The sequence below is a fragment of the Streptomyces sp. NPDC001606 genome (assembly GCF_053596835.1).
Genome location: NZ_JBSFHC010000006.1, coordinates 278,108 through 298,569, shown reverse-complemented (window position 1 = coordinate 298,569; position 20,462 = coordinate 278,108). Strand labels below are relative to the sequence as shown.

15 protein-coding genes are annotated in these 20,462 nt (G+C 74.9%); 7 read left to right on the top strand and 8 right to left on the bottom strand.

Going from position 1 to position 20,462, the window contains the following annotated elements; genetic code table 11:
* Window positions 1-46: 46 nt before the first annotated feature.
* Window positions 47-1,087 carry a lactonase family protein gene (locus tag ACWCV9_RS14755; protein ID WP_450786720.1) on the top strand — a complete coding sequence of 347 codons (1,041 nt, stop codon included), beginning with the start codon at window positions 47-49 and terminating at the stop codon, window positions 1,085-1,087.
* Between the two features lie 85 nt (window positions 1,088-1,172).
* On the opposite strand, the gene ACWCV9_RS14750 is transcribed toward ACWCV9_RS14755, so the two are convergent.
* From ACWCV9_RS14750 to ACWCV9_RS14735, 4 genes are all read right to left on the bottom strand, one after another.
* Window positions 1,173-2,099: a sirohydrochlorin chelatase gene (locus ACWCV9_RS14750; protein ID WP_450786718.1), complete on the bottom strand. Its 927-nt coding sequence runs from the start codon at window positions 2,097-2,099 to the stop codon at window positions 1,173-1,175.
* 177 nt (window positions 2,100-2,276) lie between these two features.
* Window positions 2,277-3,251 (bottom strand): N-acetylglucosamine kinase, encoded by a 975-nt coding sequence (locus ACWCV9_RS14745; protein ID WP_450786716.1) that lies wholly within the window; start codon window positions 3,249-3,251, stop codon window positions 2,277-2,279.
* On the bottom strand, window positions 3,248-3,925 hold the full coding sequence (locus ACWCV9_RS14740; RefSeq protein WP_450786714.1) for a uracil-DNA glycosylase: 678 nt from the start codon (window positions 3,923-3,925) through the stop codon (window positions 3,248-3,250). Before ACWCV9_RS14740 ends, ACWCV9_RS14745 begins: the two co-directional genes overlap by 4 nt.
* 89 nt (window positions 3,926-4,014) lie before the next feature.
* A complete protein-coding gene (locus tag ACWCV9_RS14735) occupies window positions 4,015-5,103 on the bottom strand; it encodes a WD40/YVTN/BNR-like repeat-containing protein (RefSeq protein WP_450786712.1) in 1,089 nt (362 codons plus the stop codon).
* Window positions 5,104-5,404: 301 nt separating this feature from the next.
* On the opposite strand from ACWCV9_RS14735, the gene ACWCV9_RS14730 reads away from it, so the two are divergent.
* Window positions 5,405-5,986, top strand: a complete 582-nt coding sequence (locus tag ACWCV9_RS14730) for an Rv1733c family protein (protein ID WP_450786710.1) — start codon at window positions 5,405-5,407, stop codon at window positions 5,984-5,986.
* A gap of 286 nt (window positions 5,987-6,272) precedes the next feature.
* Here the strand turns inward: ACWCV9_RS14730 and ACWCV9_RS14725 are convergent, their stop codons facing one another.
* Window positions 6,273-8,258, bottom strand: a complete 1,986-nt coding sequence (locus ACWCV9_RS14725) for a HEAT repeat domain-containing protein (protein WP_450786708.1) — start codon at window positions 8,256-8,258, stop codon at window positions 6,273-6,275.
* A gap of 145 nt (window positions 8,259-8,403) precedes the next feature.
* Window positions 8,404-10,068 carry a DNA alkylation response protein gene (locus ACWCV9_RS14720; RefSeq protein ID WP_450786706.1) on the bottom strand — a complete coding sequence of 555 codons (1,665 nt, stop codon included), beginning with the start codon at window positions 10,066-10,068 and terminating at the stop codon, window positions 8,404-8,406.
* Between the two features lie 79 nt (window positions 10,069-10,147).
* On the opposite strand from ACWCV9_RS14720, the gene ACWCV9_RS14715 reads away from it, so the two are divergent.
* Window positions 10,148-10,900: a PaaX family transcriptional regulator C-terminal domain-containing protein gene (locus ACWCV9_RS14715; RefSeq protein WP_450786704.1), complete on the top strand. Its 753-nt coding sequence runs from the start codon at window positions 10,148-10,150 to the stop codon at window positions 10,898-10,900.
* Between the two features lie 72 nt (window positions 10,901-10,972).
* Here the strand turns inward: ACWCV9_RS14715 and ACWCV9_RS14710 are convergent, their stop codons facing one another.
* The gene (locus ACWCV9_RS14710; protein ID WP_450786702.1) at window positions 10,973-11,611 is read right to left on the bottom strand and encodes an HAD family hydrolase; all 639 of its coding nucleotides are present in this window, start codon (window positions 11,609-11,611) and stop codon (window positions 10,973-10,975) included.
* Window positions 11,612-11,808: 197 nt separating this feature from the next.
* Between ACWCV9_RS14710 and ACWCV9_RS14705 the strand changes: the two genes are divergently transcribed.
* Window positions 11,809-12,690: a hypothetical protein gene (locus ACWCV9_RS14705; protein WP_450786700.1), complete on the top strand. Its 882-nt coding sequence runs from the start codon at window positions 11,809-11,811 to the stop codon at window positions 12,688-12,690.
* Window positions 12,691-12,756: 66 nt separating this feature from the next.
* On the opposite strand, the gene ACWCV9_RS14700 is transcribed toward ACWCV9_RS14705, so the two are convergent.
* The gene (locus ACWCV9_RS14700) at window positions 12,757-13,560 is read right to left on the bottom strand and encodes a pectate lyase (RefSeq protein ID WP_450786698.1); all 804 of its coding nucleotides are present in this window, start codon (window positions 13,558-13,560) and stop codon (window positions 12,757-12,759) included.
* Window positions 13,561-13,896: 336 nt separating this feature from the next.
* Here ACWCV9_RS14700 and ACWCV9_RS14695 point away from each other — a divergent pair, with 336 nt between their 5' ends.
* From ACWCV9_RS14695 to ACWCV9_RS14685, 3 genes are all read left to right on the top strand, one after another.
* Entirely contained in the window at window positions 13,897-15,231 is a 1,335-nt protein-coding gene (locus ACWCV9_RS14695) for an SGNH/GDSL hydrolase family protein (protein WP_450786697.1), read from the top strand.
* 158 nt (window positions 15,232-15,389) lie between these two features.
* Window positions 15,390-16,130, top strand: coding sequence for a hypothetical protein (locus ACWCV9_RS14690; protein ID WP_450786695.1), 741 nt, complete (start codon window positions 15,390-15,392; stop codon window positions 16,128-16,130).
* A gap of 10 nt (window positions 16,131-16,140) precedes the next feature.
* Window positions 16,141-20,433 (top strand): HAD-IC family P-type ATPase, encoded by a 4,293-nt coding sequence (locus tag ACWCV9_RS14685; RefSeq protein ID WP_450786693.1) that lies wholly within the window; start codon window positions 16,141-16,143, stop codon window positions 20,431-20,433.
* Window positions 20,434-20,462 lie beyond the last annotated feature (29 nt).

The window sequence follows — 20,462 nt, the reverse complement described above, 5'->3', positions numbered from 1 at the left end:
GCTGCTACCGTCGGCCCCGGACCAGCTCGAGCGAGAGGGGACAGCGGTGGCACAGGGCGGCAGGCCGGGCGGGGCGCGGCGGGCCTTCATCGGGTCGTTCACGGCGGCGGGCGGGCCGGGACTGGTGACCGCGGAGCGTGCGCCGCACAGCGGCGCCCTCACCCTCCGCGCCGCCGTCGACGACCTCCCCGACCCCTCCTACCTGGCCCTCTCCCCGGACGGCCGGACCCTCTACACGGTCAGTGAGACCGCCGAGGGCGCCGTGGCCGCCTACCGGGTCGACGGCGACCGGCCCGAACTCTGCGGGCCACCCGTGCCCGTACACGGCAGCGGTCCCACCCACCTGGGCCTGTACGCCGGCCATGTGCTGACCGCCAACTACGGCTCCGGCAGCGTCACCGCCGTACCCGTGCGCCCGGACGGCACGCTCGCGGCCGCGCCCTCCGGAATCCTCCAGCACACCGGCTCCGGCCCGCACGACCGGCTCCAGCGCGGCCCCCACGCCCACCAGGTGCAGGCCGACCCCAGCGGCCGGTGGGCCGTCAGCGTCGACCTCGGCACGGACTCGGTCCGGGTGTGCGCCATCGAGCGCGGTACGCCCGTGCTGCACCGCGAGTTCGCGCTGCGCCCGGGATCGGGCCCGCGCCACCTCGCCTTCCACCCCGACGGCGAGCACGCCTACGTCGTCAACGAACTCACCCCGACCGTCACCGTGTGCCGCTGGGACCCGGCCGGCGGCGCCCTCAAGCCACTGACCGAGGTCCCGGTCCTCCCGGGCGCCCCGGCAGGCGACGCCTACCCGTCGGGCGTCGCCGTCTCCCCGGACGGCCGCTTCGTGTGGACCGCGACCCGCGGCGAGGACGTCCTGTCGGTCCTCGCCGTCACCACGGACGGCCTCCGGCTCGTCGGCACCGTGCCCTGCGGCGGCCACTGGCCGCGCGCCCTCGTCGAGCACGAGGGCTTCCTGTACGCCGCCAACGAGCGCTCCGGCGACGTGACCTGGTTCGCCGTCGACGGGCCGACGGGCCTGCCGCGCTACGACGGCTCGGTGCGGGTCGCCGCGGCCTCCTGCGTCGCCTTCGGCTGAGGCGCGCGCCGGCGGCCTGGCGGCACGAGCGAAGGGCCCGCTCCGGGTGCGGAGCGGGCCCCTGTCGTACGGGTGCCGTCGGCGGTCAGCGGACCGGGGCGCCCTGCGGCTGCTGCGGGGCGATGCCCAGGGCGGTCGTGTACTTGGCCAGGGCCAGCTTGCCGATCGCCGGGTACGCGCCCAGGGCCTCGGACGTGGCGCAGCCCGCCTCCTCGGCGGCCGCCGCGAGCAGCGCCGCGTCGATCTCCGGGCCGATCAGGTACGGCGCCAGCGCCAGCTGCTGCGAGCCGGAGGAGCGCAGCTGCTCGGCGACGGAGGCGATGGAACCCTCCTGGTCCAGGGCCGCCGCCATCACCGGCACCGCCAGGCGCGCGGCGAGCAGCATGCCGGTGATCCCGGCCGCCTGCACGGCCTCGTCACCGCCCACCGAGGCCAGGATGATGCCGTCCGCGGCGGTGGCCACGGTGAACAGCCGGGCACGGTCGGCGCGCGCCAGACCCGCCTCGGACAGCCGCACATGCAGCGCCTCGGCGAGCAGCGGGTGCGGGCCGAGCACATCGGTCAGGTCGGCGGCGACCCGGCTGTCCATCACGGACTGCCGGATCTGCCGCAGCTGGGCGCTGTCCGGACCGGCCAGCAGCGGTACGACGACGGCGACCGGACCGTCGGGCTCCTTGATCCCCTCGACACCGGCGGCGACGGCCTGCTCGTAACGGGCGGTGCGCTCCTCGGCGGCGTGCGCGAGAACGGCACGCAGCGAGGGGAACTCGGCGTCGTCCCCGTCCAGGTAGCCGATCCGCGCGTCCAGGCCGGGCAGCTCGGAGCGCGCGATGCTCACGACCTCCTCGGCGAGGCTGCGCGTGCCGGCGCTGGGCGCGCCGGGCACCGCGAGGACGAGCGCGGGCGCGCCCTCGGGAGCGACCAGCGGTTCCGGTCGGCGGTGCCGTCCGGGCTGGCGGGGTCGCGGCATTCGTACTGGCAGGCCGGACTCGGGCCCAGTGGGGGAGCTCATGGCGCCGCATGTTACTGGCTTTGTCGACTCCGCCGTTCGGGGAGGGTGCAGGTGAGCGGTATCCGTCCGGTTTTGTCTGATGAGTTACGCCCGGTCTGGGCGTGTTCCGGGCAGGTACCGGGCGCATGGGGTGCCAAGGGGGTCAATCCGCCTTTGCGGGGACTCTTCCCTCGTTCCTCACCGTGCCGGCTCGGCGACCAGGTACAGCAGCGACGGTTCACCCGGCAGGGTGAGCCGGTCCGACGCCAGATCGGTCGCGATCCGTACCGCTCCGTGCAGCGGGTCGCCCTCGGCCGGCACCTGCCGGGCATGCGGAAGCCGGTTCGCCAACTCCTCGCGCAGGGGTAGGAGCAGCGGATCCCCCAGTTTGAACAGCCCGCCGGTGAGTGCCAGTTCGGGAGCGCCGTCCGCCGGGCAGACGGCCGCCGCCGACTCGGCCAGGTGCCGGGCCGCCGCCCGCAGGATGCCCGCCGCCACCGGGTCGTGTCCGGCGCAGTGGGCCACCCGGGGCGCGAAGGAGGCGAGGACGGCGGGCCGGTCGGTGCGCGGGTAGAGTTGCCCGGGCAGTCCGCGCACCGGCCCGAACTGCTCCTTTGCGCACGTCAGCAGCGGTGCGGAGCCGCCGTCCCGGCCGTCGTGGGCGCGCAGCGCCGCCTCCAGTCCGGCGCGCCCGATCCAGGCCCCGCTGCCGCAGTCGCCCAGCAGATGCCCCCAGCCGTCGGCCCGCCGCCAGTCCCGCAGATCGGTGCCGACCGCGATCAGGCCGGTGCCCGCGGCGAGCACCGCACCCGGACGCGGCCCCAGGGCACCGACGTACGCGGTCACGGCGTCGGCCGCCAGCGCGACCCGCCGTACTCCCAGTTCACGGGCGAGCGCGCCCGGCAGTTCGGCCCGCAGCGCGTCACCCAGCGCGGCGAACCCGGCGGCGCCGACCACCGCGGTGGCCAGGTCGTCCAGCCCGGCCTCCGCAGCCGACGCACGGGCCGGCGGCAGGAGTTGCTCCAGCAGATGGGCGGGATCGATGCCGCGGTCTGCCGTGCGCACCGGTTCCCGGGTCTCCCGCCGGGCCGCCGGCGGCCGCCCCGGCACGCCGACCGCGATCCGGAGGCCGGAGCCCCCGGAGTCCACGGCGAGATACCCGGACACGGTCACGGCAGACGCCACTCCACCGGCTGCCCGCCCTGCTGGATCAACAGGTCGTTCGCCCGGCTGAACGGACGCGAGCCGAAGAACCCGCGGTCGGCCGACATCGGCGAGGGGTGCGCGGACTCCACCGCCGGCAGGTTGCCCAGCATCGGACGCAGATTGCGGGCGTCACGGCCCCACAGGATGGACACCAGTGGCTTGCCGCGCGCCGCCAGCGCCCGTATCGCCTGCTCGGTGACCTCCTCCCAGCCCTTGCCCCGGTGGGCGCCCGGGCTGCGTGGCGCGGTGGTCAGCGCCCTGTTGAGCAGCAGCACCCCCTGTTGCGTCCACGGCGTCAGATCACCGGTGGACGGCTGGGGCAGCCCCAGGTCGGTGTTCAGCTCCCGGAAGATGTTGATCAGGCTCGGCGGCAGCGGGCGCACCTCGGGCGCGACCGAGAAGGACAGGCCCACCGCGTGGCCCGGGGTCGGATAGGGGTCCTGACCGACGATCAGGACCCGTACCTCGTCGAAGGGCTGCTGGAAGGCGCGCAGGACATGCGGTCCGGCCGGGAGGTAGGTGCGTCCCGCGGCGATCTCCGCGCGCAGGAAGTCGCCCATCGCGGCGACGCGTCCGGCCACGGGTTCGAGGGCCTTCGCCCAGCCCGGTTCGACGATCTCATGCAAGGGTCGTGGTGCCACGGGCGTCACCCTACTGCCGTACACCCGTCGGCGATCAAACGATGGCCCGAGCACGACCGCCCCCCGCCCGCGCGCCCGCGGCGGCGCCGTCAGCCGACCACCGCCGCCCGTACGCAGAGCACGTCCGGCAGGTGCGAGGCCAGCTGCTGCCAGCTGTCGCCGTCGTCGGCGGAGGCGAACACCTCGCCGTTGCGGTTGCCGAAGTACACGCCCGCCGGGTCGGCGTCGTCGGTGCACAGCGCGTCCCGCAGCACCGTGCCGTAGTGGTCCTCGGCCGGCAGCCCATGCGTCAGCGGCTCCCAGTTCAGGCCCGCGTCCGCGGTGCGGAAGACCCGGCAGCGGTGGTCGGCCGGCACCCGGTCGGCGTCGGCGTTGATCGGGAAGACGTACGCCGTGTCGCCCCGGCGCGGGTGGGCGGCCATCGCGAAGCCGAACGTGGACGGCAACCCCGCGCCGATGTCGGTCCACTGCGCGCCCGCGTCGTCGCTGCGGTACACGCCCCAGTGGTTCTGGAGATACAGCCGGTCCGGGTCGCCCGCGTCCCGGGCGACCTTGTGCACGCACTGGCCGAACTCCGGGTTCGGATCGGGCAGGAACACCGCCGACACACCGGAGTTGGACGGCGCCCAGCTCTGCCCGCCGTCGGTGCTGCGGAACACCCCGGCCGCCGAGACGGCCACGGTCACCGCGTCGGGATCCCGGGCATCGGTGAGCACCGTGTGCAGGCCCTCACCGCCGCCGCCCGGCACCCACTGCTTGCGGGTGGGGTGCTCCCACAGCGGCCGCACCAGGTCGAAGGTCTCGCCGCGGTCCGCCGAGCGGTACAGCGCGGCCGGTTCCGTGCCCGCGTACACCACATCGGGCTCGGCGGCCGACGGGTGCAGCTGCCAGACGCGCTCCAGGGAGGCGCCGGTGTCCTGCGGGAACCGCACGGCCGGCTGCGCCGGTTCGGTCCAGGTGCGGCCCAGGTCGTCGGAGTGGAACACCGACGGCCCCCAGTGCGCGCTGTCGCCGCCGGCCAGCAGCCGTGGCCGCGCGCCGCGGGTGTCGATCGCGACCGAGTAGATCGCCTGGGCGTTGAAATACGGACTCTCGTCGAACTCCCACTGGCTCCCGCCCCGCCGCCGCCCGATGAACAGGCCTTTTCGGGTGCCCACCGCGAGCAGTACCTCGGTCATGCCGATCACCTCCGGGACGCCGTTGTCCAGGTATGCGTCAGATATCGGCCAGTCTGCACCCCGCCACTGACACTCTCCCGTGCAGCGCGCTCCGTCGCAGGTCAGCGCGGTGTGCCCGGGGTGTCGCCGGGGTGGGGAGGGGTGTGGCCGGGAACAGCCGGTTCCGTTCGCGGATGCGCCTGCGCGAAGGGGGCGTCTCGTGCGACCGTCGGGGTGGACGGCTCGTCGTGAGCAACGGAGGGATCTCTCCCGTATGGAGGGGTGGTCCGCCGGCAGGTGTGCTCTGGGGAGGATGCCCTTGATGGCGTTGCGTGGTCCGAAGGTGTGGCTGTGGCGCTGGCGGCGTAACCCGCTCAAGCGCCGGGCCGATGTGGTGGAGGCATGGGTACTGCTCGGTGCCTGGCTGCTGACCGTCCTGGCCGGGCTGCTCGGCGGGCTCATGGCGGCCCGCTCGGTGGAGCAGGGGCTGGCCGGGGAACGCGCGAGCCGGCATGCCGTCGTCGCCCGCGTCGTCGGCAGGGTTCCGAAGCCGGCGGCCGAGGGCGGCCGCACCGGCGCCGGTGACCAGGTCTGGGCGACGATGCGCTGGACCGCGGTGGACGGCTCCGTGCACACCGGCCGGGTCCAGGTGGAGGCGGGCACCCGGGACGGCACCCCCCTCACCGTCTGGACGGACCCGCGCGGCCGCCTCACCGACCGCCCCACCACCGCCCCCGAGGCCGCGCTGCGGGCCGCCCTGGCAGGCGCCTTGGTCGGGGCGAGCGCCGCCGCGGTCCCATTCGCCGGCGGGCTCCTCCTGCGCGGCCGCCTGGAACGCCGCCGCATGGCGGCCTGGGACACGGAATGGGCCCGCCTCGGCCCGCAGTGGGGCCGCACGGTCTGACCCTGGCCCCCGGCCCCCGGGTGTTCCGCCCGGGCCCGTTCCGGCCCTTCTCCGCGACCGTCTCCCGGCCTGGCCGGTCCGGCACGCGGTGGCCCCTGTGGCTGATGGGACCGGTGCGGTTTCCCGCGTTGTCCGGTTGCTGACGCCATGGCCTCGCGTCTGGGTGGGGCTGTTGTCCAGGTGGGGGCTGGAACGGTGTTGTTGTGGGCTCGTGTGGGTGGGCGGGTCGGTGCAGGGGCCTGAGACCGGGCGGCGGGGTCCCCGGCGAGCCCCTCGCTCGGGGGATTTACAGCGCGGCCAGCACCTCCCGGCACGCCCGCAGCAGCGCCTCGTCCTCGGGGATGGCCCGGGTGTCGTACGTGCCGGTCGTCAGGGCCGTGTGGCGGCGGGGGCGGGACAGCTCCGCCGCCGTCAGGTCGCGCAGCGGTGCCGCGGCCGGGCCGAGCGCGGTGAGGCAGCGGGCGACCGGGCCGCGGCTGCCCGGGTCCTCCGTCCAGGCGGCCCGGAGCACCGGCAGGACGGGTTCCGGATCCCCGCCGATGCGCCATAGCGCACACGCGGCCGACACCCGCTCCCGCGGCGGCCCGGACCGTGCTGCCCGGCGCAGCTCCGGCAGGGCGGCGCGAGCGGCCGGCCCGAGTCTGCCCAGCTGCCGGACGGCGAGCCGGCGGCGCCCCGGATCGCCCTGTGTCAGCTCCCGTAGCAGCACGGGGAGTAGGGCGTCGGAGTCCCCGTGCGCCGACCACAGCGCGCCCGCCGCGACGGCCGCGTGCCGCGTGGGCAGCAGCGCGCGCAGCGAGGGCACCGCCCACGCGGTCGCGTCCAGCGCCTCCAGCGTCTCGACCACCTGGGCCACGAGCGCGTCGCGCGCCCCGAGCCCGTCGGGGGCGCCCGACAGCAGCCGCAGCACCTGAGCGACCGCCGCCTCGTCGCCGATGGCCGCCACCGCCGAGAGCAGCGGCGCGGCGAGCCGGGCAGCGGTGGGGGAGGACAGGGGGATCCGGCCGAGCCGGTGCCGTACGGCCGGGGCGAGCGGGGCCGCCGCCCGGCCCAGGTGCGCGATCTCGAACCCCAGCCCGACGGGCGCCGCCGGCCCGGCCAGGAGCCGGGCCAGAGGCGGAACGGCACGGGGATCGCCGCTGCGGACCAGCGCCTTCAGCGGGCCGCCCAGCGTCGGGGCGCCCCGCTCCCAGCGGTGCGTCCACAGCTCCGGCCGGGCGGTCACCAGCGCGTGCAGAGCGTCCGCGGCGGGCGCGGCCAGCGTGAACAGCTCGGCCAGGACCGAGACCGCCGCGTCCCGTAACCGGTCGTGCTCGCAGTCCAGCTGGGCGCCCAGCAGCCGTACCGCCTCCGTGTGGTCACCGCGCCAGCCGCGGACGAGCTGGGCCGACATCCACACGCCATTGCACCGGTCCACCGGATCCGGACTCGTCAACTGCCCGGCGAGCAGCGCGATCCGGTCGTCCACCCGGTCACCGAGCGCGGTGTGCAGGGTGCGCAGCAGCTGGTAGCCCTCCTCGTCGGACGGGCGCAGCCGCCGGATCCGCCCCACGAGCGTGTCGGCGTCGCAGCCCTCCGGGATCCGCACGCGGTGCGCGGACCGCTCCCGCAGCAGCCCGACCGCCGTCGGCACCCAGCCGGCCGGAAGCCGGGCGGGAGCGCCGAGCGCGAGCTGTCCGAGCGCGGCGAGCCGGAGGCCCGGCGGATACGGCGGCGCGCTCAGCTCGGCCAGCAGGTCCACCGCCGGCCCGGCCTGCCCGGGGAACCGGCGGACGCACAGGCCGAGCGCCTCCGCCAGGGCGAGCAGGACCCGGTCGTCGCGCTCGGCCCGGACCCGCCCCCGTAACAGGCCGAGCACACGCGCGGGTTCGTCCAGGAACCGCACCACGCCCCCGGCGGCCGCCCGGCGCACCACGGGGTCGGGATCACCGGCGAGCAGCGCGAAGACCTCGCCTCCCGCGCACACCGCCTCCCGCGCCCGGGTGTCCCCGCCCGCACTCTCCGCCCCGATGCTCACCAGCAGTTCCACGATGCCGCCCCGGTCCGGCACCTCCTCGCGGGCCGCGAGCGAGAGCAGGAAGGGGACGCAGGCGAGCGTCGAGTCGTACACCCTGCCGCGCGGATGCACCGCGCCGTACATCCCGTCGAGCGCGGTCGCCCGCTCGGCGGTGTCCGCGGACTGAAGTGACCGCAGCCATCCGGGCACGTCCTCCGCGCTGCCGTGCGCGTGCCGCAGCGCGGCCCAGTCGACCTCGTCGATCCCCGTGAACACGTTGTCCTCCCCAGACGAGTGCCACCTGATCGCGAGTGTGCACCACGGCACTGACAACGGTACGGAAGCGGATGCTGACTGTGTGCGATCCGTCGGCGCTCACCGGCCACCGGGCCGGGCCGGGCGCGGCCGCCCGGGCAGGGGGTCAGTTCCGGCCGGGCAGCGCCCGCTCCAGGATCGCCCCGAGATCCGTCCCGGCGGGCAGCGTGCCGAACGCGTGCCCCCAGTCACCGCCCAGCCGGCTCGCGCAGAAGGCGTCCGCGACCGGGTGCGGGGCGTGCCGTACGAGCAGGGACGCCTGGAGGGCGAGCGCCATCCGCTCCACCAGGCGCCGCGCGCCGACCTGGTCGGTCTCGGCCAACTGGTCCTTGAGCGCGGTCACGGTCGCGTCGAGCCGGGCGTCCGCCCCGCGCGCGAGGGCGAGTTCGGCGAACAGGGCGTCGGCGGTGTCCTGTTCGCGGCCGAGCGCACGCAGCACGTCCAGCGCGTTGACGTTCCCCGAGCCCTCCCAGATCGACAGCAGCGGGGCCTCCCGGTAGTGGCGGGGCATCCCGGAGTCCTCCACGTACCCGTTGCCGCCCAGGCACTCCAGCGCCTCGGCGGTGAACGCCGGGCCCCGCTTGGTGACCCAGTACTTGCCCACGGCCGTCGCGATCCGCCGGAAGGCCCGCTCCCCGGCGTCGCCGCGCACCGCGCGGTCCGCCGCGCCCGCCAGCCGCAGGGTCAGCGTCGTCGCCGCCTCCGACTCCAGCGCGAGATCGGCCAGGACGTTGCGCATCAGCGGCTGGTCGACGAGCCGGGCGCCGAAGGCGCTGCGGTGCCGGGCGTGGTGGCCCGCCTCGACCAGTGCCTTGCGCATCAGGGTCGCCGAGGCCATCACACAGTCGAGCCGGGTGCAGTTGACCATCTCGATGATGGTCTTCACCCCCCGCCCCTCCGGGCCCACCAGCCAGGCCACGGTCTGGTCGAACTCCGGCTCGGAGGAGGCGTTGGAGCGGTTGCCGAGCTTGTCCTTCAGCCGCTGGATGCGGAAGGTGTTGCGGCTGCCGTCCGGCAGCACCCGCGGCACCAGGAAGCACGACAGCCCGCCCGGGGCCTGCGCCAGCACCAGGAACACGTCGCACATCGGCGCCGACGTGAACCACTTGTGCCCGCGCAGCGTGTACACGCCGGGCTCGGCCGTCGGGGTGGCCACGGTGGTGTTGGTGCGGACGTCCGAACCGCCCTGCTTCTCGGTCATGCCCATTCCGGCCAGCAGGCCGGGCTTCTCGGCGGGCACCCGCAGCTCGGGGTCGTACTCCCGGCTGGTGAGCAGCGGCTCGTAGACCTTGGCGAGATCCGGCTGGGCGCGCAGTGCGGGTACGGCTGCGTAGGTCATCGACGTCGGGCAGCCGTGCCCGGCCTCGGTGTGCCCCCACACCAGTCCGCCCGCCGTACGCGCCACATGCGCGCCGGGCCGGCTGTCGGCCCAGGGAGCGCCGGCGAGGCCCTCAGCGACCGCCGTGCGCATCAGGTGGTGCCAGCTGGGGTGGAAGTCCACCTCGTCCACCCGGTGGCCGTACCGGTCATGGGTGCGCAGCACCGGCTCGTAGCGGTTCGCCAGCTCACCCCACTCCTGTGCCTGCGCGCTGCCGGCGCGGACGCCGAGCCGCCGGAGGTCCTCCTCGGCCCACCCGGCGCCCTCCCGGCGCAGGCCCTCCAGCAGGGCCGGGTCGGCGGAGGCGTCGTAAGGGGCCAGCGGGGGCGCCTGGTTGGTGACGTCGTGCGTGCTGCCGTACGGCGACGGTGACGGTGCGCTTGTCGAGACCATGCCGCCATGTTGCACTCTTCCTGCGGCCGTAGCAATGATGCAACAAAGGCAACAAGGAGAGCTTCGTACAGTCGTGTCCATGCGCATGAACGTGTCAGCCGAACCGGCCCCGGCCGGGCTGCGGCCCCTGTCCGCCCGGTCGGTCGTGCTGAGCCTGCTGCTCGGCGCGCACCCGCCCGAGCTGCCGGTGAAGGACCTGGTCAGGCTGGTCGAGCCGTTCGGAGTCGGCGGATCCACCCTCCGTGCCGCGCTGAGCCGGATGGTGGCCGCCGGGGACCTGCGGCGCACGGACGCCGTCTACGCGCTCAGCGACCGCCTGCTGGCCCGCCAGCGGCGCCAGGACGACGCCGTACACCCCCGCACGCGCGCGTGGGGCGGCGACTGGGAGATGGTCGTCGTCACGGCCACCGGCCGAGGCCCCGCCGAACGCGCCGACCTGCGCACCCGGCTGACCGCTCTGCGCCTGGCCGAACTCCGGGAGGGGGTCTGGCTGCGCCCCGCCAACCTCGACCGCGCCCTGCCGGACGCACTGCGCGGCGTGGCCGTGACCGGCACCGCCCGCCCCGACGAACCGCCGCATGCGCTCGCCGCCCGGCTGTGGCCGCTGGGCGCGTGGGCGGACACCGCGCGGTCCCTGCTCGCCCACGCCACCCGGGCCGCCCACCCCGCCGACCGCCTCACCGCCTACGCCGCGGCCGTACGCCACCTGCTCGCCGACCCGGTCCTGCCCGCCCGGCTGCTGCCCGCCGACTGGCCGGGAGACGCACTGCGCACGGCGTACGCCTCCTTCCAGCGGGAACTGGCGGAACGCGCGACCGATCCGTCCTCCTGACACCGCCGGCGCAAAGGTGGTCGGGCGGAGCGGCCAGATCTCCGAATTCCCCTCGCGGCGAGCCGCCCGGCCTCACCCGAGCGGGGCAGGCCCAGCGGCCCGCGGGGCGGTCTCCAGATGAGCTGCGATGCGCCTGATCGTGCGGGCGTTGTCCTCGAACAGATGCGCCTGCATGCCGAGAGCCCGGGCAGCCTCGATGTTTGCGGCGCAATCGTCGATGAACAGACAGCTCTCCGGCCGCACATCCAGGGCGGCGCATATGGCCTCGAACGCGCGCGAGTCCGGCTTCTCGACACCGATCTCGTGTGAATACACGATCTGTTCGACCAACTCGTCGAAGCGGTACAGAGCCGTCTCGCGCTCCCGGGCTCCGACGAAGCTGTTGCTGAGGATGCCGAGTCCGCAGGTTCCCCGAAGCCCTCGCACATGGGTTATGAGTTCCTCGTTGGGCGTTCCCAGGTATTCCGCCCAGAGGTCGGCCATGAAGGCTTCGACCTGGAGCGCGTCGAGCCCCAGGCGCGCTGCCACCTGTTCGTGAACCTCGCGCTCACTGACGCGCCCGACACTCCCGGCCTGCCACACGTCGCGCATCCGTTCATGCACCGTGCCCGGCGGCAGCTCCAGCCGCTCCTCCCATCGCGGCACGCACCCCGTTTCCGGCGTGATCTCCAATACGCCACCGATATCGAGAATGACGCAAGGTGTCGTCACTCGAACTCCCCCTCTTCTCCCGATATGCACCGACCCTTGTCGGCCCGTCAACTTGGCGCTGCCTGCGTGAATTTGACCAGTACCTGCCGCTCCGAGGATCATCGTCTCGCAACTGTGGGCCGAGGGGGAGGAGCGGTATGGACGGTACGAATATCGGAGGAAGCGGAGGGCCTGCGGGCTGGGCCGCCACGGGAGCGGTGGGCCCCAATGCGGCCTACCGCAACCAGACCATGACGTACGGCGACGTCGAGATGGGCTTCGACGAGTCCGTGACGTTCAAGACCGTCTTCCAGCTGTGGTTGCAGGCGTTCCTCGTCTCGGGCGTCGTGTGGTTCTTCTTCGGCCTGTTGCCGGCGCTCAACTGGGCCTCCGACCCGTTCGAGACACCGCCGAGCCTGGAAACCGGAACCATCCTGGCCATCATCGCCTTCTGGGTCGTCCTGCTGGCCGCGCGGATCACCGAGCCGATCTCGGAGTGGAAGACGCTCCTGGAGGACAAGCACGAGGCGTCGCCCTCCGCGTACGCGGCGATCTACGGCGCGCTGGCCCGGCGGGGGATCCCCGTCTCGGCGGTGCCCGCCCGCATCCGCAGCGACATCATGCCGGAGGTCGTCAACAACCGGCTGGTCGTCACCAGCGGCCGGTACGTGGCGTACGTGACCGTCTTCGGGTACGGCACGAGCCTGTACGTCGGCTGGACGATGTGGCGCAGCCGCTCCGGCGTGGTGATCATCGGGCACTTCCTCAAGGACCTGATCGGCGGCATGCTCGGCCGCACCGGAAACGTCAACCAGATGCTGCGCACCGAGAAGCCGAGGGCGATGCGGGAGGCGGTGCACTCCGCGGCCCGGGAGGGCGTGGAAGCAGCCATCCAGGGCATCGAGGTGCCGATCGCGTCGACGTTCGGGCAGGAACTGCCGATCCAGGCGGCCATGGCCCCGCCGGCCGCGCCGCCCGCCCCGCCGCAGGGCCCCGCGGCCGCGCCCCCGCAGCCCGGCCCGCACATGCCTCCGGCCGGACCTCACGGCTACACCCCACCGCCGGCCCCGCCGCAGCCGCGCCCGGGGGACGGTCACTGAAACCCCCGTGGGTCACAAGGGGTGTCCCTCACGAGGGGCACCCCTTCTGCATCTTGTCGGAGGCGCTCACTTGTAGGTGATGTCCGACGACGCGTACGTGCAGTACGTCCCGTCCGGGCCCGAACCGTTGGTGGTCGGTTCCGCGCCCGTGTTGTTGCCGAGGTACTTCTGGCACGGGACGATCTTCCTGCTCGCGTCCCCGACGATGGTGATGTTCCTCAGGGTGGCGCGGTCGCCGTAGTTGGTGTTGATGCCGACCAGCGCGCCGCCCTTGTAGGTCGCCTCGATGGTGTTGAGGTTGATCGTGCGCTTGTACTGCGTCGTGCAGTTGCCGCACGAGCGGACCAGCTTGCCGAAGTTCTTGACGGCGAAGTCCGACACATTGAGCGTGCCGGCGCCGTTGAACTGGAAGACCTTGTCGCTGGCCTCCTTCGCGCCGCCGCCGGTGACGGTGTACACGTTGGACGACGAGGAGCCCCGGAAGGTGGCGGCGTCCTCGCCGACGTCCTCCCACCAGACGTTCTGGAGCGTGCAGCTGCCCTCGCAGTGGATGCCGTCCGCGGCGGGCGCGCCGATGATGACGTTCTTCAGCACGGCACCGGGAGCCAGGGCCAGGATCGGGTCCTGGCCCTCGCTCTGGCCGCCGGTGCCGAGGTCTCCGCTGCCGTAGAGGCGCTTCATCCCGTAGTCCTTGGTGCCGGAGACCGGGATGGTCTTGGTGACCGCCTGGCTGCCGTTGGCGGTGGGCCAGGTGGCCGCGCTCGCCGGCGAGCCGCTGGTCATGATCATGCCAACTGTGAGACCGAGGGCGGCTGTGCCTCCCAGCAGGGCGCGTCCCGTACGCACGGGTGGAAGAGCTCGTGAGGTCATGTCCCGAATGCCTTCCTGTCGAGTGGGGGATCGGTCGTGTGCGTCAATCACTCATGTGAATCATGCCCGGGATATGGAACGAAGTTCAGGACTGCTCGGCGGCGCGGGGGCCCAGGAGGGCGGTCGTTGGTCACGCTTATGAACGGACCGTAGGGGGCAAGCGCTTTCTGGTCAACGTTTCGGGCGGAACTGCTTCCAGTCGCGGAGAAGTGCGTGGGAGCGCTTCCATGGCGTTCATGTCCATGCCACCATGCCTGTTGCTCCCGGCCGGGCCGCTGCTCGCCGCGCCGGCCTGCACCAGAAGTTGACGCCCTGTCCGACTCCAGGAAGGTTCTCGTGAAGCCGACCGGCAGAGCCTCGCTCGCCTCCGTCCTCAGCACCTGTGTCCTCGCCCTGGCCCTCGTCGTGACCTCCTCGGCGCTCACCGCGCTGTTCGGCGGTCGGCACCACCCGGCGACGGCGCCGGGCGCGCCGGAGGCGGGCAGGCACTGGGTGAACACCTGGACCGCCATGCCCCAGCTCACCGAACCCGGCAACCTGCCGCCCGCGCCGTTCACTGGGGAGAAGTCGGTCCTCGTGGACACCACCCTGCGGGAGACCGTGCGGGTCACCACCGGCGGCCCGCGCATCCGGCTGCGGTTCTCCAACGCCTACGGCGACACCCCGCTGCCGCTCACCGCCGTGACCGTGGCCCTCCCGCAGGGCGGCAAGGCCGGCAGCAGCGCGGTCGAGCCCGGCAGCGTGCGGGCCGTCACCTTCGCCGGCCGGGCCGCCACGACCGTCCCGGTCGGCGCCCAGGTGGTCTCCGACGACCTCGACTTCCCGCTGCGCCCCGGCTCCGAGCTGACCGTGACGGCGTACACCGCGCGCGGTCAGGCGTCGCTCGCGCTGACCTCGCACCCCGGCTCGCGCACCACCTCGTACCTCGTGCACGGCGACCACACCCAGGACCAGGACCTGCCGGACGCCACCGCCGTCGACCACTGGTATCTGCTCAGCGATGTCGAGGTGCTGTCGCCCGCCCGCACCCGGGCGGTCGCCGTCGTGGGCGACTCGCTCAGCGACGGTCGCGGCTCCACGACCAACGGCAACGACCGCTGGCCGGACCAGTTCTTCGACCGGCTCCAGCGCCGCACCGCCACCTCCGGCATCGCCGTCCTCAACCAGGCGGCCGGCGGCAACCGCGTCCTCAACGACGGACTCGGCCCCAACGTCCTGGCCCGCCTCGACCGTGACGTCCTCTCCCGCAGCGGCGTCTCCTGGCTGATCCTCTTCGAGGGCGTCAACGACATCGGTACCGCCGCGGCCACCCCCGAGGCCCAGAAGACCCTCACCGACGACCTCATCGCCGGGTACCGGCAGATCGTCGTCCGTGCCCACGCCCAGGGCATCCGGGTCTACGGCGCCACGCTCACGCCGTTCGGCGGGAACAGCCTGTACGACGACGGGGCGGGCGTGCGGGAGGCCGCGCGGCAGCGCGTGAACGCGTGGATCCGTACGCCCGGCCACTTCGACGCGGTGATCGACTTCGACCGTGCGGTACGGGACCCCTCGGCACCGGACCGGCTGCTGCCCGCCCTCCAGTCCGGCGACGGGCTGCATCTCAACCCCGAGGGGTACCGGGTGCTGGCCGACACCGTCCCCGAGGAGCTGTTCACCAGGGGTTCCTGAGGGCGAGCCCGGGCCGGCGAGGCGTAGTCGGCCCAGGGGCCGGCGCGGCCCGGCGTGGCGCGGGCGGGGGTGCTGCGGTTACCTGGGGAAAGGGAGGATGACCAGCGCGGTCGCGGGCACTCGGGGGGCACGGAAGTGGATCTCACCCGAGGAGAGTCATGGCTGAGCAGAAGTCGTCGTCGGTCCTCACGGCGCCCCTGCGCGGCGCCGCCTCGGTACTGCGCAGGGTGCCCGGCGCAGGGACGGTGGGCAGGGCCGCGGAGGAAACCCTGGACAAGGTCGGCGCGGTCTCGCCCCGCGGCCGGCGCATGGCCGTGTACGCCGGTGCCGGGCTGCTCGGCGCGGCGGGCGTGGTGGAGTGGCCGGTGGCCCTCACCGGCGCGGCGGTCGCCTGGCTCACCCAGCCCCGCCCCGCCCATCCGACGGAGGGCGAAGCGGGCCCCGGACCCGCCGCCGACCGGGTCGCGGGCGCCGCTGACGAGAAGCCCGGCTCGGCGAGTCCGACGAGTCCGCCAGGCAGAGAGCCCCTGCGCGCCTCCGGCGGCCGGACGGCGGGCGCTGAGGGCCCCGGTCGGGCCGCCGGAGGCTCTGAATCCACGGGTCACGGTGATCCGTCCATGGCCGGAGGTGATCTGGCGGCGGCCGAGCCGCCGGGGCCCGTGGCGGTCGGCGACCGCCGGGCGGAGGAGGGCCGCGCGGAGCCCGGCGGCGGCGAGGCCACGGCCGAACCGCCGCACGACCTCGGCACCGCCGCACTCAGGTCGGGTACGGCCGAGGCTCCCCCCGGCGGCGGGTCCGCCCCCTCGGCCGGTTCCGACCCGTCCGCCGACGAAGCACACCCCCGGGGCGTCACGGGTCCGCTCGGGCCCACGGCGCGGCCGGGGCGTACGACTCTCTGAGGAGGCTGCCGTGCTCGGTCTGCTGACGGCCCCCGCTCGCCTGCTGCCCGCGGCGCCGCGACTGCTCGCCCGGGCGGCGGCGCCCGCCATCGGCGCGGCCGCCGGCGTGGCGGCCGGAACGGCCCGCGCCGGAGTGCGCGGCGCGGACACCGCCGTACGCGTGGCGCGGGTCGCCCGCAACGCGCGCCCCGGCGCCGGAGAACACTGGCGCGCCGGCGCCCGCGCCCATCTCGCCCTGCGCCCCGTGGAACACGACCGTGTCCGGGCCGCCGGCGGCACCGCACACCTGGCCCGCCGGGTGGCCGAGACGCTGGCCGAACACCCGGACGTGCTGGTCTCCTACTGGGACGAGGGACTGGCACGTCTCGTGGTGACGGCGACCGGCGAGGAGGCCGCCGACCGGGCCGTGGCGCACGCCGCCGAGCTGGCCGAGCGGCACGGACTCGTGCTGGCCGGCGGGGACGTGGAGGAGACCACGCATCCGGCCGACCCGGCCGGGGTGCGCGCCGCGGTGGCCACCCTCGCCGCCGACGGGGTCGGTATCGCCGTCGCCGTCACGGCGTACACGCTGCGGCTGCCGCCCTCGCCCCGGATGGTGACCGCGGTCGTCACGCTGCTGCGGGAGAACCCGCGCTTTCGCTCCTGGCTCGGCTCCCGGCTCGGCGACTCCGCGATGGACCTCGCCCTGGCCTGCGCGAACGCCGCCGTGCACGGCGCCGGCCAGACCCCGACCTCCCTGGTGCTCGACGGTGCCCTGCGCGCCTGCCAGGTCGCCGAGACGGTCGCCCGCGCCGCCGCCTTCGACACGGTGCACGACCGGCTGTGCGCACCCGACCGGCTCAGCCTTCCCGCCCCGGCCACGCCCCGCCCGCCGTTGCGCGAGTCCCCGGCCCAGGAGTACGCCGCCCACGCGTCCGCCGGGAGTGTGCTGGGCGCGGCGGCCACCCTGCTGGTCAAACACAACGGCGCCGAGGCCGCCGAGGCGGTGCTGGCCGGCTCGCCCAAGGCCGCCCGCTACGGCCCCGCCGCCTTCCACGCCGTCCTCAGCGGGGCGCTCGCCCGGACCGGCGTGCTCGTGCGGTCCCCGGAGCGGCTGCGCCAGCTGGAGCTGGCCGGCACGATCGTCCTGCACGCCGGTGCGCTGCGCACCGACGACGGCGAGGCGGACCCGTGGACCGAACCCGTGCTGGACGCGGCCCGCCGGGCCGGACTGCGCGTGGTGGTCGTGGACGATCCCGCGCTGGAGGACTTCACCGGCCTGGTCGACCAGGTCGTCGACGCCCGCCGGCCGTTGGACGACGTGGTCTACGAGGCGCGCGGCGAGTCGGGTGCCGTGCTGACGGTGGCCCGGGTGCGCGGCGCCGACGAGCACGACGTGCTGGCCGCCCTGAGCGGCAGCGACATCGCCCTCGCCCTCACGGACCGCGACGGCGCGGTCGTCTGGGGCGCCGACCTGCTCGCCCTGCACGGTCTGCCCGACGTGTGGCGGGTGCTCACCGCGATCCCCGCCGCCCGCGCGGTCGGCCGGCGGTCGCAGACCCTGGCCCGCTCCGGCGCCGCCCTGTCGGGCCTGCTCGTGGCCGTCGGCGAGTCCGGGCGCGGGCGAGGCCGCTGGGCCGCGCTGCCGGGGCTGCGGCACGCCCCCGTGGACGTCGGCGCCGCCACCGCCCTGCTGTCCGGCACCCGGGCCGCGCTCGGCGTGGCGGCGGCCCGCGCCCCGCATCCGCGCCCGCGCGTCCACTGGCACGAACTGGACCCGGACGAGGCCCAGGACCGGCTGGCGCACGAACCGGCCGCCGAGGCGACCCCCTGGGAGGAGCTGACCGCCCGGGTCCGTGCGGTGGCCGCCGGGATCTCCGGGCATCCGGCCGCGGCGCCCGCGCGCTGGTCCTACCGGCTGGGCGCGGCCGTACGCGGTGAACTCCACGACCCGCTCACCCCGGTGCTGGCGGTCGGCTCGGCCGCGTCGGCGATCCTCGGATCCGTCGTGGACGCCCTGCTCGTCGTCGGCGCCCTCGATCTGAACGCGCTGGTCGGCGGCTTCCAGCGGATGCGCGCCGAGCGGGCGCTGTCCGGGCTGGTCGCGGAGCAGAAGCGCAAGGCCCGGGTCGTACCGCCGTCGGCCGAGGCACCCGCGGGCGGCACCCGCACGGTCGAGGCGGGCCGGCTGGAACCCGGGGACATGATCTACCTCAAGGGCGACGACGTGGTGCCCGCCGACGCCCGCCTGCTGTGGCAGGACGGCCTGGAGGTCGACGAGTCCGCGCTGACCGGCGAGTCGCTGCCGGTGGAGAAGCAGACGGATCCCACCCCGCACGCCCCGGTCGCCGACCGGCGCTGCATGGTCTTCGAGGGCACCACGGTGGTGGCGGGCCAGGCCCGGGCCGTCGTGGTCGACACCGGGGACCGCACCGAGGCCGCGCGCGCCGTGCATCTCGCCTCGCGCACGCCTCCGGCCGGCGGGGTGCAGGCCAGGTTGCAGGAACTGACGCGGCAGGCGCTGCCGTTGACGCTGGCGGGCGGGGCCGCGGTGACCGGTCTGGCACTGTTGCGCGGAACCCCGATCCGGGAGGCGGTCAGCGGGGGAGTGGCGGTGGCGGTGGCGGCCGTACCCGAGGGCCTGCCTCTGGTGGCGACGGTCGCCCAGCTCGCGGCGGCCCGCCGGCTGAGCCGCGACGGCGTCCTCGTCCGCACCCCGCGCACGCTGGAGGCGCTGGGCCGCATGGACACCATCTGCTTCGACAAGACCGGCACGCTCACCGAGAACCGGCTGCGCCTGGTCCGCACCGCCGACGCGGAGGGCACCGTCCACCGCGCGGACGACACCGGGTCGGCGGCCACGATCCGCGCCGCGGCCCGCGCCTGCCCCCAGGTCGACAGCGGCGCCGACCGGCCGGTGCACGCCACCGACGAGGCCGTGCTGGCGGCGGCGGGCCCGGACCCCGACTGGACCCAGCTCGCGGATCTGCCGTTCGAGGCGGCGCGCGGATACGCGGCCGCTGTCGGACGCGCCGGGGACGGGCCGCGGGTGCTCGTCGTCAAGGGTGCGCCGGAGACGGTGCTGCCCGGCTGCGCCGGTCTGCCCGCGCATGCCTCGGAGGCGGCCCATGCCCTGGCGGGCGACGGCCTGCGGGTGCTGGCGGTGGCCGAACGGCGGCTCGGGGCGGGCGAGCAGGAGGACGACGTACTCGAAGAGCCGCTGCGGGACCTGGAGTTCACCGGGCTGCTGGCGCTGTCCGACGTACCGCGCGAGACGTCCACGGCGCTGGTGGAGGGCCTGACCGAGGCAGGTGTACGACCGGTCATGCTCACCGGTGACCATCCGCAGACCGCGCGGGCCATCGCCGCCGAGCTGGGCTGGGACGAGGACACCGTCGTGGTCACCGGGGACGAGCTGGCGGCGGCGGACCGGGCGGCCAGGGCTCGGATGCTGCGCGACGCGGGCGTGGTGGCGCGGGTGGCGCCCGAGCAGAAGCTCCAGGTCGTGGAGGCGCTGCGGGACGCGGGCCGGGTCGTCGGCATGGTCGGTGACGGCGCCAACGACGCCGCGGCCATCCGCGCCGCCGACATCGGGGTCGGCATCAACGCGCGCGGGTCGGCCGCCGCGCGCAACGCCGCCGACATCGTCCTCACCGACGACGATCTGACCGTCCTGATCGACGCGGTCGGCGAGGGCCGGGCCCTCTGGCACAGCGTCGCCGACGCCATCGCCATCCTGATCGGCGGCAACGGCGGCGAGGTCGGCTTCGGCATCCTCGGCACGCTGCTGTCCGGCAGGTCCCCGCTGTCCACCCGGCAGATGCTGATGGTGAACCTCTTCACCGACCTCTTCCCGTCGATGGCGGTCGCGGTGACCGAGAAGGACGACGAGCCCGGCGCGCTCCGGCGCACCGGATCGCCGGAGGACGCCTCCGCCGTCCTCGGCGATCCTCTGCTACGGCAGATCCGGCACCGGGCGCTCACCACCTGCCTGGGCGCGGTGACGGCCTGGCTGATCGGCCGGTTCACGCCGGGCACCGCGCGCCGCTCCAGCACGATGGCGCTGTGCGGGGTGGTCGGCACCCAGCTGGTGCAGACCTGGCTGGACCGGCCCGACAGCCGGCTGGTGCAGCTCACCTGCCTGGGCTCGGCCGTGGCGCTGGTCGCGGCGGTACAGATCCCGGGCGTGAGCTACGCCGTGGGCTGCACCCCGCTGGGCCCGGTCGCCTGGACCGGGGTGGCCGCGGCCATCGCCCTGGCCCTGGCGAGCCACCGCTCCCTGCCCCGCCTGGAGCAGACGATCACCCGCCTGCTCCCCGACTGACGCTCACCTGCTGCCCGCCTGCCGACCGG

Coding starts and splice junctions, on each gene's coding strand:
- ACWCV9_RS14730 (WP_450786710.1), top strand. CDS start 5,405: ATGGCGTTGCGTGGTCCGAAGGTGTGGCTGTGGCGCTGGCGGCGTAAC.
- ACWCV9_RS14735 (WP_450786712.1), bottom strand. CDS start 5,103: ATGACCGAGGTACTGCTCGCGGTGGGCACCCGAAAAGGCCTGTTCATC.
- ACWCV9_RS14700 (WP_450786698.1), bottom strand. CDS start 13,560: ATGACCTCACGAGCTCTTCCACCCGTGCGTACGGGACGCGCCCTGCTG.
- ACWCV9_RS14690 (WP_450786695.1), top strand. CDS start 15,390: ATGGCTGAGCAGAAGTCGTCGTCGGTCCTCACGGCGCCCCTGCGCGGC.
- ACWCV9_RS14715 (WP_450786704.1), top strand. CDS start 10,148: ATGCGCATGAACGTGTCAGCCGAACCGGCCCCGGCCGGGCTGCGGCCC.
- ACWCV9_RS14720 (WP_450786706.1), bottom strand. CDS start 10,068: ATGGTCTCGACAAGCGCACCGTCACCGTCGCCGTACGGCAGCACGCAC.
- ACWCV9_RS14750 (WP_450786718.1), bottom strand. CDS start 2,099: ATGAGCTCCCCCACTGGGCCCGAGTCCGGCCTGCCAGTACGAATGCCG.